A 16,215-nucleotide genomic window follows, 5' to 3' on the forward strand; every position below is an offset into this window, starting at 1 on the left:
AGGAGAGAAAGGAATGCCGACTCATTCTTTGGATTTGCGGCAAAGAGTTGTAGCAGCCTATCAGGCAGGTAACACCTCCATCCGCCAGGTAGCTAAACGCTTCATGGTTACCAAAAGAACAGTACACCGCTGGGTGCGTCAGTACCAACAAACTCAAGATTTAGCTCCTAAGAAAGCAGGCACCAAGCGAGTGGGCATTTTGGAACAACATCGGCAGGAAGTGATGGCAATTATTACAGAACACCCAGACTTCTACCTGTGGCAGTATCAAGAACTGTTGCGCGAGCGCTTAGGAATCAATGTAAGCATCGTCACGATACATAATTTCTTGAAAAAGCAAGGAATGACTCTAAAAAAAAGACCTACCGCAGTGCAAAAGTCAAAGAAGAGGAGGTGCAAAGGGAACGACTAGCTTATAGTCAAGAAGTCAAGAATATTCCAGCGGAGGATTTGATTGCCCTCGACCAGACAGGGGTCTGGGAGGGAATGGAGCGGGGAGTATCTCGGAGTTTACGTGGTCAACGGGCTTATCATTACCGTCAGAGATACAAGGGTGAAAAGTATACGGTTATTGGAGCTATTTCCTTGAGAGGTGTAGTTGGCTGTCGTGTCATCAAGGGTGGGATGAAGAAAGGAGACTTTTTGGAGTTTTTGAGAAGCGAGCTATGTCCGAAGCTAGATACGAGGAAGGTTGTGATTATGGACAATTTAAATATCCACAAGAGTCGGGAAGTTGAGGAATTGATTAGGGAGACAGGAGCACGAATCCTATACCTGCCTGTGTATGCGCCGGAGTTGAATCCCATTGAGATGATGTGGTCGGTATTGAAGCATTTTATTCGGCAGCTTTGCAGAATTGGGAAATATAGCATGGAGCAGATAGTGAAGACTTCTTTACTACTGATCAATCCATCCTCCTTCCGAAGTTGGTTTGCTAAGTGCTGCTATTGTACCCCTTGAGTCCTTAACAGGCTGTATCTGGAGTTTCTTCTGGATCAGAAGCTGGACTGGAAAAGCCGCAGTGGCCGCCTGAACTAGCCTATGCCAAGCCAGAGGGTTCCTGCCCCAGCCGCAAGGGGGGATATAGGGGGGCTAGCTGGCTTGCTCTTTGTTCGCGTCTTCCCGCTCCTGAAGAGCTGGCAGAGTTTTCTCAGTGGCTTGGGCGGCTCATCCCAATTGAAAACTTGACTGCCCGATCTGTTGAGGCCAGAATCCGGGACCCAACCCCTAGAAAGAACCCCACTGGCAGGGCAAGCCCAGCCCAACAGCGATACTCTAGGCGATACTCTAGAAGGTGTTCTTGAGTAAGTCCGTGCAAACAATGGCTCAGCCTGCCCTGCGCATCCTGCTCGTGCGCCACGGTGAGAGCACCTTCAACGTCGAAAATCGCATCCAAGGCCGCTCCGATCTCTCTCGCCTCACCCCCGGTGGAGAAGCGCAGGCACAGCGGGTAGCTGAGGTTCTGGCCGGGATCCCCTTGGATTATGCCTACTGCAGCCCTCTCTCCCGTGCCCTCGACACCGCCCGTATCATTCTCAAGGAGCGAGCGGGGATCCCTTTGTTTATCAGCGAGTACCTGCGGGAGATCGACCTGACAGCTTGGGAGGGCTTGACCTTTGCCGAGGTGAAGGAGAAATACCCAGAAGATTACCACCTATGGCGGCACCGTCCCGACGAGCTGGAGCTGGAGGGGCGCTTTCCGGTGCGGGATCTCTGGCAGCAGGCGCAGGAGTTTTGGCAACTGCTGGCCGAGCAAGTGAAGTCAGTGCCCCCCGCCTCCTCTGATCGGAGAACCGATCCAAGGCATCCCCTCACCGTTCTCGTTGTCGGACACAGCGGCATTAACCGCGCCCTGGTCAGCACCGCCATTGGCTTGGGGCCGGTTCACTACCACCGTCTTGGGCAAGATAACTGCGCCATCAGCGTTCTCAACTTTCCCCAGGGCCTGGGGGCGCTGCCGCAACTGGAATCTTTGAATATCACTGCCCATCTGGGCCAGCCTCTGCCCAAACGCAAGCAGGGGATGCGTATCCTGCTGGTGCGGCACGGCGAGACGCAATGGAACCGGGAGCAGCGCTTTCAGGGGCAGCGCGATATTCCTCTCAACGCCACTGGCGAGGAGCAGGCAGCTAGGGTGGCGGAGTTTCTGGCCGACCAGCCGCTGAACCTGGCTTTTTCCAGCCCGCTGAAGCGCCCCTGGGCTACGGCGGACGCCATCTGCAGCAACCACCCCAACCTGATCCTACGCCCGATGCCGGAGCTGCAGGAGATCTGCCACGGCGACTGGGAGGGCAAGCTCCAGAGCGAGGTGGAAGCCGAATACCCCGGCGAGCTGGAGCGCTGGCAGCGGGATCCGGCCGCGGTGCAAATGCCCAACGGGGAAAATCTGTACCAAGTGTGGGATCGCACGCGCTCGGCCTGGGAAGAGATTTTGGCCATCACCGCCGCCCAATTTCCCGAAGGCACGGCCGTGGTGGTGGCCCACGACGCCATCAACAAGGCGATCATCTGCCAGTTGTTCGGCCTTTCCCCCCACGCCTTTTGGATCTTCAAGCAGGGCAATGGCGGCATTACCGTTATCGACTACCCGGAAGGAAAGGACGGCACCCCTGTTCTCAAGGTGTTGAACCTCACCACTCACCTGTCCGGCCAGATTTTCGACTGCACCACAGCGGGTGCGCTTTAGGGAGGTGGAAGATGGGATCCACCCTCCCTGCCGACCTGAGCCTGCTCAATCTCTGCCTCCGTGGGGTGCGCCTGTTGGATCCCTGGCAACAGCGGGATGAGGTGACCGACGTGTGGCTGCAGCAGGGCCGCCTCCGGGCCACCGAGCCGGCGGGGATCCCTGCCGACATCCCCCGCCTGGAGGCTGCTGGCTGGGTGCTGGGGCCGGGCTTGATCGATCTGTACGCCCACAGTGGCGAGATCGCTGATCAAGAGCTCTCCCCCTGCCGCGAAACCCTCGCCTCTCTGGGGGCAGCAGCTCTGGCAGGGGGGTTTACCCAAGTGGGTCTTCTCCCTGCCCCCCTGCCCGGAACGGCAACTTTCCCGGTGCTGGACGAGCCGGAGCAGGTGGGCCGCTACCGCCGCCGAGCGGGGGATTCCCGCTGGCTGCCCTGGGCTGCTTTGAGCTTGGGTGACCGGGAAAAAGCTCCCAGCCTCTGGGGAGAGCTGGCCCGCGCCGGCGCCATTGGCTTTGTGGCCCGGACTGAAGGATCAGAGCCGCTGCGGTCGTTGGCCCTACTGCGGCGGGCGCTGGAGTATTTGCGGCCTTGGAATAAGCCGCTGCTGGTGTGGGCCTGGGATCCCAGCCTGGCTGGCTCGGGCAGCCTCTACGAGGGGGTGTGGGCGCTGCGCTTGGGGCTGAAGGGGATCCCAACCAGTGCCGAAACCGCGGCCTTGGCCCGTCTCCTGGAAGTAGTGCGCAGCGTTCCTTCGCCGGCGCCGGTGCATGTGATGCGCCTCAGCCAAGCCCGCAGCCTGGAGCTTGTCCAGCAGGCCCAAGCAGAGGGGCTGCCGGTTAGCGCCAGCACCACCTGGATGCACCTGCTCTTGGCGGAGGAAGCCGTCTTGGAGCACGGCTACGATCCCCACCTGCGCCTCTTGCCTCCTCTCCCCCGCAGCAGCGACCGCGAGGCCCTCATCGCCGGCATCCGCAGCGGCAGCCTGGGTATTGCCACCGACCACGCCCCCTACACCTACGAGGAGAAAACCCTGCCCTTTGCCGAAGCCCCTCCTGGGGCCATAGGCCTGGAGCTGGCGCTGCCCCTGCTGTGGCAGAACCTGGTAGAGACGGGATCCCTGACGGCGCTCCAGCTCTGGTCGGCCCTCAGCCTCTACCCGGCCCGCTGCCTGGGGTTGGAGCCGCCCAGCCTAGCTCCCGGAAGTGACTGGGTGCTGTTCGATCCGGGCCATACCTGGACGGTCTCGGCAGCCACCCTTTGCTCGCGATCCCTGGCCACTCCCTGGCTGGGCAGGACCCTGCGCGGCAAGGTGTTGCACACCCATGTTGAAGAAGGAAGCCAGCCCTGAACCTGAGACCGGCAAAACCCCTTCTCTGTGCCAAGAGGCGCAGGGCCTTGAATTATCCTGGGAGCTAGGCTCAAGGGGGTAGGGGCCCATGAAGCTAGGGAAGCGGCTGGGGACGCTGCCGAGCTTCCGGCAGTTGCAAGGGATCCGCTGGGCATGGGGAGAGTGGAGTCGCCAAGGGGAGCTGGCCTGGCGTACACTACGGCTGGCCTGGGAAAACGCGATGCGCTACCGGCTGTTTGGCCTAGCCTCCGAGATGGCCTACAGCTCGATGTTGGCCCTATTTCCCTTTATCCTCACCCTCTTGACCGGGATTGGGCTGTTTGTCGGCTCCTCTGAGCAAGCTTTTCAGCGCCTGATGGAGCAATTGGGGCAGATTGCCCCCCAAGAAGCCCTGGTGCTTCTGGAACGGTATGCGCGAGAGCTCCGCTTTGGGGAAAACCGAGGCTTGCTCTCCCTCAGCTTCTTAGGAACCCTGTGGGCTGCCTCTGGGGCCTTGGGAGCAGTGATGACGGCTTTGGATCTCAGCCACGAGATCCCCCAGGAGATGCGCCGCCCCTTTTGGAGACGCAAGCTGATCTCGATGGTTTGGATGCTAGCTACCCTGGGGTTAACCGGTTTGGCCAGCTTGATCTTCTTGTTCAGTGCCAGCTTTTTCCGCTTCTTGTCCGCCCAAGCGAAATCCCTAGCGGAGGGGGTTGCCGGGCCGGATCAGTTGGATCCCTGGCGGGAGCTGGCGCTGAAGTTGTGGGAAGCGCTCACCTGGCCTATCTCGTTGGGGATGATCGTCGTCTCCTGTTGGGTGCTGTACCGATTCGGCCCCAGCTTGCGCCGGCCCCAAATGCCGATTTGGCCAGGAGCGATTGTGGCCAGCCTGCTTTGGGTTGGGGTGTCGTGGGGGCTGCGGGTTTATGTGGAGCACTTCGGCCAGCTCAACCAAGTCTACGGAGCCGTGGGGGCAGTTATTGTCTTATTGCTGTGGGTTTGGCTCACTTCCTTGGCGCTGCTGTTTGGGGATCAGATTAACATTGCCCTCTACCAGGCCCGACAATGGATTCGGGACTGCTCCCCCACCCCTCATGCAAACGCAGATCCTCCCCCCCACCCCTGAGCACATTGCCTTGGCGGCTGAAGCGCTGCGGCGGGGCCAGTTGGTGGCCATACCTACAGAGACGGTGTACGGCCTGGCGGGCCACGGCCTCAACGAACAGGCGGTGGCAGAGATCTTTGCCGCCAAGGAGCGCCCCCGTTTCAATCCCCTGATCCTGCATCTGCCGGCTGGGCTGGATCTAGAGACACTGCAGGGCTGGCTGGTGGATCTGGAGGCTTTTACTCCCGCCGCTCGCGCTCGCCTGGGATCCCTTGTCGACACCTTTTGGCCGGGGCCGCTGACGCTGGTGCTGCCCAAGGGATCCCGGGTGCCGGATCTCGTCACCAGTGGCTTGCCCACGGTGGCGCTGCGGATGCCCGCCCACCCCGTGGCCCAGGCTTTGCTGCGGGCAGTTCAGGTGCCTTTGGCTGCCCCCAGCGCCAACCGCTTTGGCCGCCTCAGCCCTACCTCGGCCCAGGCCGTCTATGCCGAGTTGGCGGGGCGGATCCCTTACATTTTGGACGGGGGAGAGTGCAGCGTGGGCCTGGAATCGACAGTGCTCAAGCTCAGCCCCGACGGCACGCCCACCCTGTTGCGCCCTGGCGGGATCCCGCGGGAAGTTTTGGAATCCCACCTCAATTTGCCCCTAAGCTCTCCCCCTGCCCCAGACGGCAAGGAGAGTCCAGAGGCTCCCGGCCAACTGAGCAGCCACTACGCTCCCGGTAAGCCCATCTGGCTTTTGCCCACTGCCTTTGCCCAGCTTCAGCCTGAGGATTGGCAACAGTTGCGGCGCTTGGCCACTGGCCACTCGCACCTAGGCATTCTCAGTTTCGCCGCCAAACCAGAAGCGCTGGCAGAAAGCCTCTCCCGCCACTGTCCTGAGGTCACCTTTACCCTAGAATGTCTGGGCCCGGATCCCAACTCGGCGGCCCACGCCTTCTTTGCTAGCCTGCGCCGCCTGGATGAGGGAGCGGCCACCTTGCTGTTGGCTGAACCGCCACCAGTTGTCACTGGCCTAGGTTATGCGATCATGGATCGGCTACGACGGGCCAGCCGCTCATGGAAGTCTCCCCTCTCGTCGCCATCCTAATGGGCAGCGATTCCGATCTGCCCACCCTGGCACCCGCTGCCCAGGTGTGTGAGGAGTTTGGGATCCCCTACCAACTGCAGATCCTCAGCGCCCACCGCACCCCGGAGGCGATGGTGGACTTTGCCCGCCGCGCCCATATCCAAGGGATCCGCGTCATTATCGCCGGCGCCGGCGGGGCGGCCCATCTGCCGGGGATGGTAGCCTCCCTTACCCCTCTGCCGGTCATCGGGGTGCCGGTGTTCAGCCAATCTCTGCAGGGGCTGGACTCCCTATATTCGATCGTGCAAATGCCCAAGGGGATCCCGGTGGCTACTGTAGCCATCGGCAATGGCTACAACGCTGGACTCTTGGCCGTGCAGATCTTGGCCAGCGGCGATCCCGCCCTGCAACAACGGGTGCTGGCCTACCGGGAAAGCCTCAAGCAAGCGGTGCAAGAGAAAAACGCCCAGTTGCAAACTCAGGGGTGGAAAGCCTATCTCAGCTCCGCCGGCAGAGCATAATTATTGAGTGAGAGAGCGTTGGCCTGTCTTGACAGGGATCAGATGGGACGAAGTTGGGGGAGTTGCCAGCGGTGAAGGATGGATCGGGTCGCCCCTCTTCCGGACAGGGATCCTGGCGGGAATATCTGCAGCGAGTTCAGAAAGGGGCAGTGGAGAGGGGATCCCAGGTGGCCCTGTGGCTACTCTCGGGGCCGCAATGGCGGGTTTTGGCCCTGTCGGGCTTGGCCTTGGCGGGGCTGGCTTTTTGGCACTGGCGGCTAGCTCTTTCTCTAGCTGTGGGCAGTGGGGCAATGCTGGGGCTGTATGCTGCGCGCAGCCCTGAGTTCAGCCGCCGCTGGCAGGAGTTGCAAGCCTGGTTTCGCCAAGCCGATCGCTCCCTGCTGCTTGCTGTTGTCGGGGGGGCAGGCGCCGCTCTGGGCACCTACATCGTGGTTTCCATCTGGGCAGAATCCAGCCAGCGCTGGCTGGCCACGGGCGCCATTTTGCAGGGGCTAGCCACCTTTGCCTTGTTGGCGCTGCTGTTTTGGGAGTGGCTTAGCCGCCGCCAAGAGCGGCAGCGTTCCCAACTGGAGCGAGATCTCAGCGACATCGCTTCCCCCGACTCCTACCGACGGCTGCTGGGCGTGCGTCGGCTGCAGAGCTTGATGCCATACCTGGATGCCGAGCAGACGCGGCTAGCGGTGGACTACCTCCGCCTCGCCCTTGACCAAGAAACCGTGGCTGTCGTCCGGGAAGCCCTGCTGGAAGCTCTGCAGGGGTGGGGGATCCTGCGTCGCCTCAACGATTTGGCCGACCTCAAACGCCCCGAAAGCAGCGGGGATCCCTCTTCAGGTCGGAACCACAGCGTCTAGATGGCTGCCTCAACATCTCCGCTGGGTCAGCGAGTCTTCAAAGAGCGTCATTACAATGAGGATAAAGTGGAAGGGTCCTCTTTAGCAGATTGCGGTTCCTCCATGACCACCACCATTGAAGTGCCCAAGCGAGGCTTGCCTGTCACCATCATCACTGGCTTTCTGGGGAGCGGGAAAACCACTCTGCTCAACCACATCCTCCGCAACCAGAAAGGGATGCGCACAGCGGTGCTGGTCAACGAATTTGGGGAGATTGGCATCGACGGCGAGCTGATTGTCTCCAGCGAAGAAGACCTCGTAGAGCTCAACAACGGCTGCATCTGCTGCACCATCCGCGACGACATTGTCGAGAGTGTGCTGCGCCTGATGGAGCGCTCCGACAAAATCGACTACCTGGTGGTGGAGACCACAGGACTGGCGGATCCCTTGCCGGTTGCCCTCACCTTTTTGGGGCCAGAACTGCGGGATCTGACACGGCTGGATTCGATCATCACCCTGGTGGATGCCAGCAACTTCGCTCCTGATCTGTTCAACAGTGACGTGGCCTACAGCCAAATTGCCTATGGGGATGTCATTCTCCTCAACAAAACCGACCTGGTTGAGCCGGCGGAGATCGAGCGCCTGGAAAAACGCATTCGCGAGATCAAGGAAGATGCCCGCATTTTGCGCACGGTCAACAGCGCAGTGCCCCTAGAGCTGATCCTGGATACAGACCTGTTTCAGTCCAGCTCTCTGCCCCAGGAGGAGGCTCCCGACGCTGAGCATGACCATGAGCATGACCACGAACACGGCCATGATCACGGCCACTCGCACCGCAGCCACATCGAGGTCGATGGTTTTAACTCCCTGGCCTTTGAGAGCGATCGCCCCTTCTCTCTAGACGCTTTCCAGAACTTTCTCAACGAGTTGCCCGATGCAGTCTTTCGGGCCAAAGGGATCCTGTGGTTTGAGGAAAGCCCAGAGCGACATATCTTCCACCTCAGCGGTCGGCGCTACACCCTCAGCAGCGACGCCTGGCCTCGCCAGCCCAAAAACCAGTTGGTGCTCATCGGCCAGCACCTCGATACGGCCAAGCTGCGGCAAAAGTTGGAAGCCTGTCTTGTCCCGGCGCCCGTCCAGGGCTAAGAACTGGGTGGCGGCTTAGAATCGTCGGGCCCTGTTCCGGCAGCCTCGCGAGGGGAGCCTTGAGAGAGGGCATCCCAGCTATGTCCGACATCTTTGTGATGATCCGCAACCAGGCCAACAACGCCCTCACTTCCATCGACGGGATCCCTTTTGTCGCCTTTCTGGAGCGGGAGGGGCAACTGATTGCCGAAGAAACCATCGAGTTAATCTACGCCGACGCCGGCTTTGATGACCTGCCGATTGGAGAATACACTGTGGGGGTACGGCATGAACGGGTGGAACCGCAAAAAGCCACCTGCCCGGTTGCGATTAGGGGTGCCAACGAAGTTGTTTTGGTAACATTTGTTTACCTCGAGCCGGAGCGGGTTCTGCTGAACGCTCAGATTGCTGTGGAAAAAAGGTTGTAACCATGACCGTCAAAGTGATCCCATCGCACTCCATCAAAGCTTTTCGCTATCGAGTGTTTTGTCTGGGACAAGATCTCTGGAATGCCCGGGATCCGATTAGCCGTGCCAACCTAGCCCTACAACTGGCCGACGCGGCCACAACCCTGGCCCGTATGGAAGTGCAAGCCGCTCAGCCTTTCAGCTCAAGCCCTTCCTATTCCCTGCCGGAAGCAGGCCATAGGTAATCGCTCCAGTCCGGCCTTGAGGCCAGAGGCAAGGGATCCCGCCCGACCAGCATCACTCCCACTCGATGGTGCCGGGGGGCTTGGAGGTGATGTCGTAGACTACGCGGTTGACGCCCGGCACCTCGTTGACGATGCGGTTGGAGATGGTGGCCAAGAGGTCGTAGGGCACCCTAGCCCAGTCCGCCGTCATGCCGTCTTCGCTGGTGACCAGTCGCACCACCACCGGGCAGGCATAGGTGCGCTTATCCCCCATCACCCCCACCGAGCGCACTTCCGGCAGCAACACGGCAAAGGCTTGCCACAGCTTGGGATAGTAGCCGGAGCGGTTGATCTCCTGGCGGACAATCATGTCGGCCTCGCGCAGGATCTCCAGCCGCTCTTTGGTGACCTCGCCCACAATGCGGATGGCCAGGCCCGGCCCCGGGAAAGGATGGCGGCCAACAATTTCTTCCGGCAAGCCCAACGAACGGGCCAGTTGCCGTACCTCATCTTTGAAGAGCTTGCGCAGAGGTTCTACCAGCTTAAAGCGCAGATTCTCCGGCAAGCCGCCGACGTTGTGGTGGCTTTTGATCTTGACGGCAATGCGCTCTCCGGTAACCGGATCCACATTGGTGTTGGCCGACTCGATCACATCGGGGTAAAGGGTGCCCTGGGCCAGGTACTCGAAGGGGCCCAGCCGCTGCGACTCCTCCTCAAACACGCGAATAAACTCTGCCCCGATGCGTTTGCGCTTCTCCTCGGGATCGGTGACCCCCTGCAACTGGCGGAGAAAGCGCTCTTGTCCGTCCACGTAGTGGACAGGGATGTGAAATTGCTCTTGGAAAAGGCGCAGCAGCCGCTGCGGCTCATCTTTGCGCATGAACCCCTGGTCGATGAACACGCAGGTGAGCTGATCCCCAATGGCCTTGTGTAGCAGAAAAGCCAAAGTAGAGCTGTCCACCCCCCCCGAAAGGGCCAACAGCACCCTCTTGTCGCCCACGCGGGCACGGACTTCCCGAATGGCCTCCTCCAGAAAAGCTTCCGTTGTCCAGGTGGGCTCGCAGCCGCAGATGTGATAGACAAAATTGCGAATGAGAAAGGTACCGGCCTCCGAGTGGGCCACCTCTGGGTGAAATTGCACCCCGTAGAGACGGCGCGCCGGATCGGCAATGGCGGCAAAGGGGGTGTTGTCAGTGTAAGCCAGCGAATGAAAGCCCGGGGGCAACTCGGTCACCGAGTCTCCGTGGCTCATCCACATGATGCTGCTTTCTGGCAGGTTGGTGAGCAGATCGGTGGGATCCAAAATGTGCAGGGCGGCACGGCCGTATTCCCCCTTCTGGGCCGGCTCCACCTTGCCCCCCAACTGCTGCACCATAAGCTGCATACCGTAGCACACGCCCAGGATGGGGATCCCCAAGTTCCAGATCTCCAGGTCACAAGCGGGAGCGCCCGGCTCATAGACCGAGTTGGGGCCGCCGGAGAGGATGATGCCCTGGGGCCGCAGTTGCCGCAGTTGCTCGGCAGTGGTGCGGTAGGAAAGGATTTCCGAATAGACGTGGGTTTCGCGAATACGCCGGGCAATGAGCTCAGAGTACTGGGATCCAAAATCGAGAATAACAATCATCTGGCGCTGCACCTTGAGGGAGGAAGGAAAAAGGCCGGGAGGGAGGGGAGAGGTAGAAGAGTTCACAAAACCTCGCAAGTGCAGAATGAGAAAGCCGGGCCTAGCGACTAACTCGGCTGTGGATAAGAAACATTAAGGGCTCTTCCATCGTAACAGGGATGGAGGCGCTTGCTTGCAGTTGCCTGTCCTGGAGAGTCCCTATCGGGTGGGAAGAGAGTTTTCGCTAAAAAACCGCTCACTGGCTAGGCAATGATTCCCAGCAACCATCGCAACGGGGAACCCAGATGACCAGGTAAAGGCAAGACTTATGATCGAAAAAAGAAGCCATCCAGACCGGTGGAGATACTGGCAAAGATCCGCAGTGCCATCGTTTTATGTCCGTTGTTGCTGAGTCCTTTCAAACGTATCTTCGTCGTCGCCGTCGTCTGCTGGCTCGCCGTCTCAAGCGGCAGCAAGGGTGGGGTGTGGTTTTGGCTTTGTTGGCCTTGTACTTGCTCAGTTGGGATGCGCTGAGCGAGGGTGGGTCGTTGCTGCACTTGGGGAGAGGGCAACCCCTATGGCTGGTGGTGATCCCGCTGTTGGGGGGAGGACTCTACAGCTTGGGCGCTGGGATGGTCTGGATGCTGCGCCAGCGCTGCTCTGCCCAGCTTTTGGCCGAGATGATCAGCTTGCCCCACTTGGCTTTGGCCGCCCTGCTCTGGCTGGGTCTGGCCATCTGGGGAGAGCAGCTTTCGCCTTTCCTGTTACGACAAAAAAACCAGTTATTGGCGGGCCTGGTGATGAGTTGGCTGTTGGCTCAGGGGTGGAGTTTTCTTCGCTCCCACTGGATCGTGGAGGTGGGGCAGCTGTGGAGGGATTATCTGCAGGAGCTGCGAGCCTCGGTGTTACAGCCCTGCTACCGGCGCCTGGAAAGCTGCCGCCATTCGCTGCGCCTCTATCAGGCCATTTGGCAAGACCTACAACTGGAAGAGCTGGAAGCCCAGCACCTGATCCAGGTGCTCTCTGAATCGCTGTTGCCGCTGACCTTGCCGCTCAAGGTCTATGCCCAGCGGGTTCACCACTACTGCCAACAGTTGGCAGCCCTGCTGGCGCAGATGCAAGAGCAGGTGGAGCGACTGGAGCAGGTGCTTCTGGATGTGGAGCTGGAGTTGGCCTCCCGTCAATCCTTCCAGGCCCAGCCACAGCCGATTAACCTGCTGGTGGAAGAGGGGATCCACTGTCAGGAGCTGGATTTGCAGGAGTTGGTTTGCCTGAACCAGGAGCTGCTGGGGGCCGATCGCTCTTTGCAGGGCTTGGCCGAAGAGCTCAAGGGCTGGGCCGACAAAGCCATCCCCGCCGGCTTAAAACTGGGATTGCCATGGCTGCGATCCCTGGGATGAAGAAGGCTGACCCGCCTGCTTCTGAGCCCCCAGAACTGGAGGCCCTGTGGTCAAGCTGGCTGGTGGATCTGGGCTGGCAGCCTTCTGAGCCGCAGCAGCAGCAACTGCAACAGCTCTATTCCCTGGTGATGGCCGGAAACCGCACCCAAAACCTCACCCGCATCACCGATCCCATCGATTTTTGGGAGAAACACCTGTGGGACTCGCTGCGGGGCCTGCGCCTGCTGGGATCCTGGGATGAAATCCAAGCTCAGCCCTGGCGCGGGATCGACATCGGCACCGGGGCAGGGTTTCCAGGGATCCCGGCCCAGATCGCCCTGCCCCAGGCCCACTTCACCCTCCTAGACAGCAGCCAACGCAAGATCGCCTTTGTGCAAGAAGTTTTGCAGCAGCTTTCCCTCGCCCAGGCGCGGGCGGTGGCCCAACGGGCAGAGATCTGGGGGCAAGACCCGCAGGAACGCGGCAGCTACGATCTGGCCTTGGCCAGAGCCGTGGCAGCGGCGGAGATCTGCGCCGAGTATTGCCTGCCCCTGCTCAAGGTGGGGGGACGCGCCATTCTCTACCGCGGCCATTGGACCGAGGCAGAAGCCCAAACCCTGAAGCGGGCCCTTTCTCTTTTGGGGGGGAAGCTGATCCATGTCGAAGCCTTCACTACCCCCCACAGCCACGGGATGCGGCATTGCCTGCTGTTGGAGAAAGTCGCCCCTACACCAGCTTGCTATCCCCGTCCTCCCGGCATTCCCAAACGCCAACCTCTGGGACAGGACAAGCGCCGCTAAAAGTTGGGATCCTTAATTTCCTAGTTCAAAAAAGCTTCTGCACATTCCTGGAGAAAGATCTTGGACAGGTAGTTTGCAAATGCCGTCGGGGAGACTAAGATGTGGATGGCATCAGGTTCGGATTGAGCCAATGGTCTAACCAGGTGAGCTTCCGAACTGAGCGCTAAAGGTTAAGGTTCGGAGTTCGCTACGTTATGACCATTTTTGTGGGCAATCTGTCCTTCAAGGCCAGTGAAGAAGACCTACGGCTTGTGTTTTCCGAGTACGGCACCGTCAAGCAAATCAAGCTGCCGGTGGATCGGGAGACGGGCCGCAAGCGCGGCTTTGCTTTTGTGGAACTGGAAAACGAGGCCGACGAGCAAAAAGCCATCGATGAGTTGGATGGCGCCACCTGGATGGGCCGGGATCTGAGGGTTAACAAGGCCATGCCGCGTCAGGCCGGCGCAGGCGGCGGCAGGCGGGATAGCCGTTCTTCCCGCTTCTAATCCGATAGGCTCTGGGCCGGGGATCCCTCTCCCCGGCCTTTAGCTTTGGCCGAAGATGACTTTGGCCAGAAAGGCCAAGCCAAACCAGGTGGAGGCCACCAGGACAATAGCCGGGCCAGAAGCGACGTTGAGGTAGTAGCTGGCGTACATCCCCAGCAAGCTAGCGCTGACGCCAAACAGGGATCCCAGCAGCATCACCTGCTGCAGGCGAGGCACCAACAGGTAGGCTGTTGCTGCCGGCGTGATGAGCATGGCCAGCACCAGCAGCACCCCCACCGCCTTCATGCTGGCCACCAAAGTTAGGGAGGTGAGCGCCATCAGCCCCCAGCCCAGTCCCTCGGTGGGCAGGCCGGCTGCCTTGGCTCCCAGGGGATCGAAACTGTAAAAAGTCAGCTCTTTAAAAAAGAGGGCCACCAATCCCAGCACCAGAGCGGTGATGCCCACCACCGTCAACACGTCGGCAGCACTTACCCCCAGCAGGTTGCCGAAGAGGAAGTGGTTGAGATCGATGCGGGCCCGCCGTTGGATCAGGGTGATCAACAGGATCCCCAAAGCAAAGAAAGCAGAAAAGACGATCCCCATGGCCGCATCGGGCTTGAGGGGAGTGGCGGAGCGGATCCACTGGATGAGCAGAGCGCTCAGCAACCCCGCCACGAAGGCGCCGACAAAAAGGTTTAGGCCCAGCATGTAGGCAATGGCCAGGCCCGGCAGCAGCGAATGGCTGAGGGCATCTCCCAGCAGGGCCAAGCTTTGCACCAGCAGATAGCTGCCCACCACGGCGCAGAGCATGCCGATGGCCACGGCCACCAACAGGGCCCGCTGCATGAAGGCAAAGCGCAAGGGATCCGCCAGGGTGTGCCAGAGCCCTTCCATACCACCTCTCACCCCCTAGGCAGCCGAGTCCAAGGGCAGGATACGGCCATAGGCCCGCTGCAACACCTGCGGCTGCAACACCTGCTGCGGGGATCCCTGGGCAATCAGCACGCGGTTGAGGAGCAGCACCTCGTCAAAGTAGGCCAGCGCCTGCCCCAGGTCGTGGTGCACCACCATCACGATATGGCCGGCGTCGGCCAGCTCCCGCAACACCTGAAACACAATGGCCTCGCTGGGCTGGTCGATCCCGGCCAGCGGCTCGTCCAGGGCGTAGATCTCCGCTTCCTGCGCTAGAGCCCGCGCCAAAAACACCCGCTGCTGCTGTCCCCCTGATAGCCGACCAATGGGCCGATCCCGATAGGCTCCCATCCCCACCCGCTCCAGGGCTTGCGCGGCCCGCTCCCGACCTTCTGGCCCGATGCGGCGCAACCAGCCGGCAGCTCTTACCTGTCCCATCAGCACCACATCCCACACCGTGGCCGGAAAGCTCCAGTCGATGGCCGACCGCTGCGGCACATAGGCCACTTGCTCCCCCCGCAGCACCTGGCCGCCGTAGCGCACCTCGCCCCCCTCTTTGGGCACCAACCCCAACAGCGCCTTGAGCAATGTACTCTTGCCGGCCCCGTTGGGCCCCAGGATGCCCGTGATGCGCCCCGGCCGGATCTCGGCGCCGATCCTCTCCAACGCCAGCAACTTGCCGTAGCGCACCGTCAGATCCCGCACCACCAGGGAGGCCGGACGAAGCGGGAGAGAAACCGCTGGTTTTTTCATTTTCCTTTCATTTTCATCAAGACCAGTGTAACCTAGGGGGGTACATGAATCATGAAACGATTATGAAAATAAAAGCTTTGTTTTTTGCTGGGCGCCGCTTGGCGGTGGGATTTGGCCTGGTGATCGGGGGTTGGCTGTCCCTGGCTGGCTTGGCTGTGGCGCGTCCCCGCGTCGTGGTCACCACCACCTTGATTGCCGATTGGGTAGGGCAGGTGGGGCAGGATCGCATCCAGCTCAGCAGCCTGCTGCAGCCGGGCGTGGATCCCCACGTCTATGAGCCGACGCCGGCCGATGCCGCGGCCCTGGAGCAAGCGGATCTGGTGTTTTACAACGGCTACAACCTGGAGCCGGGGTTAATTCGTCTTATCGAGGCCACGGCCCAAGGAGCGCGGCGGGTTGCCCTGGCCGAGATCCTTGAGCCCATCGTCGCCGATGAAGACGGGATCCCGACGCCGGATCCCCACGTGTGGGGCAATGTGGAAAACGTCATCCTCATGGTGGAGCACATTGCCCAGGAGCTGACGGAGCAAGTCCCCAACGAAGCCGCTTTTTTCCAGGCCAATGCCGCCGCCTATCGGGCGGAGCTGGAGGAGCTCCACACCTGGATCGGGGAACAGATTCCGACCATTCCCCCCGCCAACCGGGTTCTGGTGACCACCCACGATGCCTTTGCCTACTACACCCAAGCCTACGGCCTGAAGATGGGGGGATCCCTCCTGGGGATCAGCACCGAGGAACAGCCCAGCGCCCAGACGGTGGCCCAGTTGGTGGAGGAGATCCGCGCCCTGGGGGTGCCGGCGGTCTTTGCCGAGACCACCCTTAACCCCGCTCTCATCCAGACGGTGGCCGCCGAAGCCGGGGTGCAGGTAGCCGAACAGGAACTGTACTCGGACTCTTTGGGGGAAGCAGGCAGCGGCGCCGAAACCTACGTCGCCATGATGCGCCTCAACACCTGCACCATCGTGGCGGCCTTGGGCGGATCCCCTGACTGTCCTTGAGGGGCAGCATC

Annotated in this window: 17 protein-coding genes; 14 read left to right on the forward strand and 3 right to left on the reverse strand. The window is 60.8% G+C overall.

Features of this window, described 5'->3' with window-relative positions:
* The first annotated feature begins 13 nt into the window (after positions 1–13).
* The 10 genes from CYA_RS14440 (at position 14) to CYA_RS07885 (ending at position 9,316) form a co-directional block, all read left to right on the forward strand.
* A protein-coding gene (locus CYA_RS14440; RefSeq protein ID WP_099834873.1) for an IS630-like element ISSoc15 family transposase occupies positions 14–960 on the forward strand; the annotation gives its coding sequence in 2 pieces (ribosomal slippage) (positions 14–350 and positions 350–960; 948 coding nt in all).
* A 361-nt stretch (positions 961–1,321) separates the two neighbouring features.
* Positions 1,322–2,686 (forward strand): histidine phosphatase family protein, encoded by a 1,365-nt coding sequence (locus tag CYA_RS07845; protein WP_011430495.1) that lies wholly within the window; start codon positions 1,322–1,324, stop codon positions 2,684–2,686.
* 11 nt (positions 2,687–2,697) lie between these two features.
* Positions 2,698–4,032, forward strand: a complete 1,335-nt coding sequence (locus CYA_RS07850; protein WP_011430496.1) for a dihydroorotase — start codon at positions 2,698–2,700, stop codon at positions 4,030–4,032.
* Between the two features lie 88 nt (positions 4,033–4,120).
* Positions 4,121–5,140 (forward strand): YihY/virulence factor BrkB family protein, encoded by a 1,020-nt coding sequence (locus CYA_RS07855; protein ID WP_049749756.1) that lies wholly within the window; start codon positions 4,121–4,123, stop codon positions 5,138–5,140.
* Complete coding sequence (locus CYA_RS07860; protein WP_011430498.1) at positions 5,109–6,209, forward strand: L-threonylcarbamoyladenylate synthase; 1,101 nt, start codon at positions 5,109–5,111, stop codon at positions 6,207–6,209. Before CYA_RS07855 ends, CYA_RS07860 begins: the two co-directional genes overlap by 32 nt.
* Positions 6,179–6,709, forward strand: a complete 531-nt coding sequence (purE, locus tag CYA_RS07865) for a 5-(carboxyamino)imidazole ribonucleotide mutase (protein WP_011430499.1) — start codon at positions 6,179–6,181, stop codon at positions 6,707–6,709. The genes CYA_RS07860 and purE overlap by 31 nt, the downstream gene beginning before the upstream one ends.
* Before the next feature lie 71 nt (positions 6,710–6,780).
* The gene (locus CYA_RS07870; protein WP_071813555.1) at positions 6,781–7,560 is read left to right on the forward strand and encodes a hypothetical protein; all 780 of its coding nucleotides are present in this window, start codon (positions 6,781–6,783) and stop codon (positions 7,558–7,560) included.
* Between the two features lie 102 nt (positions 7,561–7,662).
* Positions 7,663–8,685 carry a CobW family GTP-binding protein gene (locus CYA_RS07875; protein WP_041438383.1) on the forward strand — a complete coding sequence of 341 codons (1,023 nt, stop codon included), beginning with the start codon at positions 7,663–7,665 and terminating at the stop codon, positions 8,683–8,685.
* A gap of 80 nt (positions 8,686–8,765) precedes the next feature.
* Positions 8,766–9,092, forward strand: a complete 327-nt coding sequence (locus CYA_RS07880; protein ID WP_228375221.1) for a hypothetical protein — start codon at positions 8,766–8,768, stop codon at positions 9,090–9,092.
* A gap of 2 nt (positions 9,093–9,094) precedes the next feature.
* Positions 9,095–9,316, forward strand: coding sequence for a hypothetical protein (locus CYA_RS07885; RefSeq protein ID WP_011430503.1), 222 nt, complete (start codon positions 9,095–9,097; stop codon positions 9,314–9,316).
* Positions 9,317–9,368: 52 nt separating this feature from the next.
* On the opposite strand, the gene guaA is transcribed toward CYA_RS07885, so the two are convergent.
* Positions 9,369–10,919 carry a glutamine-hydrolyzing GMP synthase gene (gene guaA, locus CYA_RS07890; protein WP_099835001.1) on the reverse strand — a complete coding sequence of 517 codons (1,551 nt, stop codon included), beginning with the start codon at positions 10,917–10,919 and terminating at the stop codon, positions 9,369–9,371.
* A gap of 374 nt (positions 10,920–11,293) precedes the next feature.
* On the opposite strand from guaA, the gene CYA_RS07895 reads away from it, so the two are divergent.
* From CYA_RS07895 to CYA_RS07905, 3 genes are all read left to right on the forward strand, one after another.
* Entirely contained in the window at positions 11,294–12,298 is a 1,005-nt protein-coding gene (locus CYA_RS07895) for a hypothetical protein (protein WP_011430506.1), read from the forward strand.
* Positions 12,295–13,077 carry a 16S rRNA (guanine(527)-N(7))-methyltransferase RsmG gene (gene rsmG / locus CYA_RS07900; protein ID WP_011430507.1) on the forward strand — a complete coding sequence of 261 codons (783 nt, stop codon included), beginning with the start codon at positions 12,295–12,297 and terminating at the stop codon, positions 13,075–13,077. Before CYA_RS07895 ends, rsmG begins: the two co-directional genes overlap by 4 nt.
* A gap of 194 nt (positions 13,078–13,271) precedes the next feature.
* The gene (locus tag CYA_RS07905; protein ID WP_011430509.1) at positions 13,272–13,562 is read left to right on the forward strand and encodes an RNA recognition motif domain-containing protein; all 291 of its coding nucleotides are present in this window, start codon (positions 13,272–13,274) and stop codon (positions 13,560–13,562) included.
* A gap of 39 nt (positions 13,563–13,601) precedes the next feature.
* Here CYA_RS07905 and CYA_RS07910 read toward each other — a convergent pair whose 3' ends face one another.
* The gene (locus CYA_RS07910; protein WP_011430510.1) at positions 13,602–14,435 is read right to left on the reverse strand and encodes a metal ABC transporter permease; all 834 of its coding nucleotides are present in this window, start codon (positions 14,433–14,435) and stop codon (positions 13,602–13,604) included.
* Between the two features lie 15 nt (positions 14,436–14,450).
* Complete coding sequence (locus CYA_RS07915) at positions 14,451–15,206, reverse strand: metal ABC transporter ATP-binding protein (protein ID WP_011430511.1); 756 nt, start codon at positions 15,204–15,206, stop codon at positions 14,451–14,453.
* A gap of 62 nt (positions 15,207–15,268) precedes the next feature.
* Between CYA_RS07915 and CYA_RS07920 the strand changes: the two genes are divergently transcribed.
* Entirely contained in the window at positions 15,269–16,204 is a 936-nt protein-coding gene (locus CYA_RS07920; RefSeq protein ID WP_011430512.1) for a metal ABC transporter solute-binding protein, Zn/Mn family, read from the forward strand.
* Positions 16,205–16,215: the final 11 nt, after the last annotated feature.

It is taken from the genome of Synechococcus sp. JA-3-3Ab (assembly GCF_000013205.1).
Taxonomy (GTDB): domain Bacteria; phylum Cyanobacteriota; class Cyanobacteriia; order Thermostichales; family Thermostichaceae; genus Thermostichus.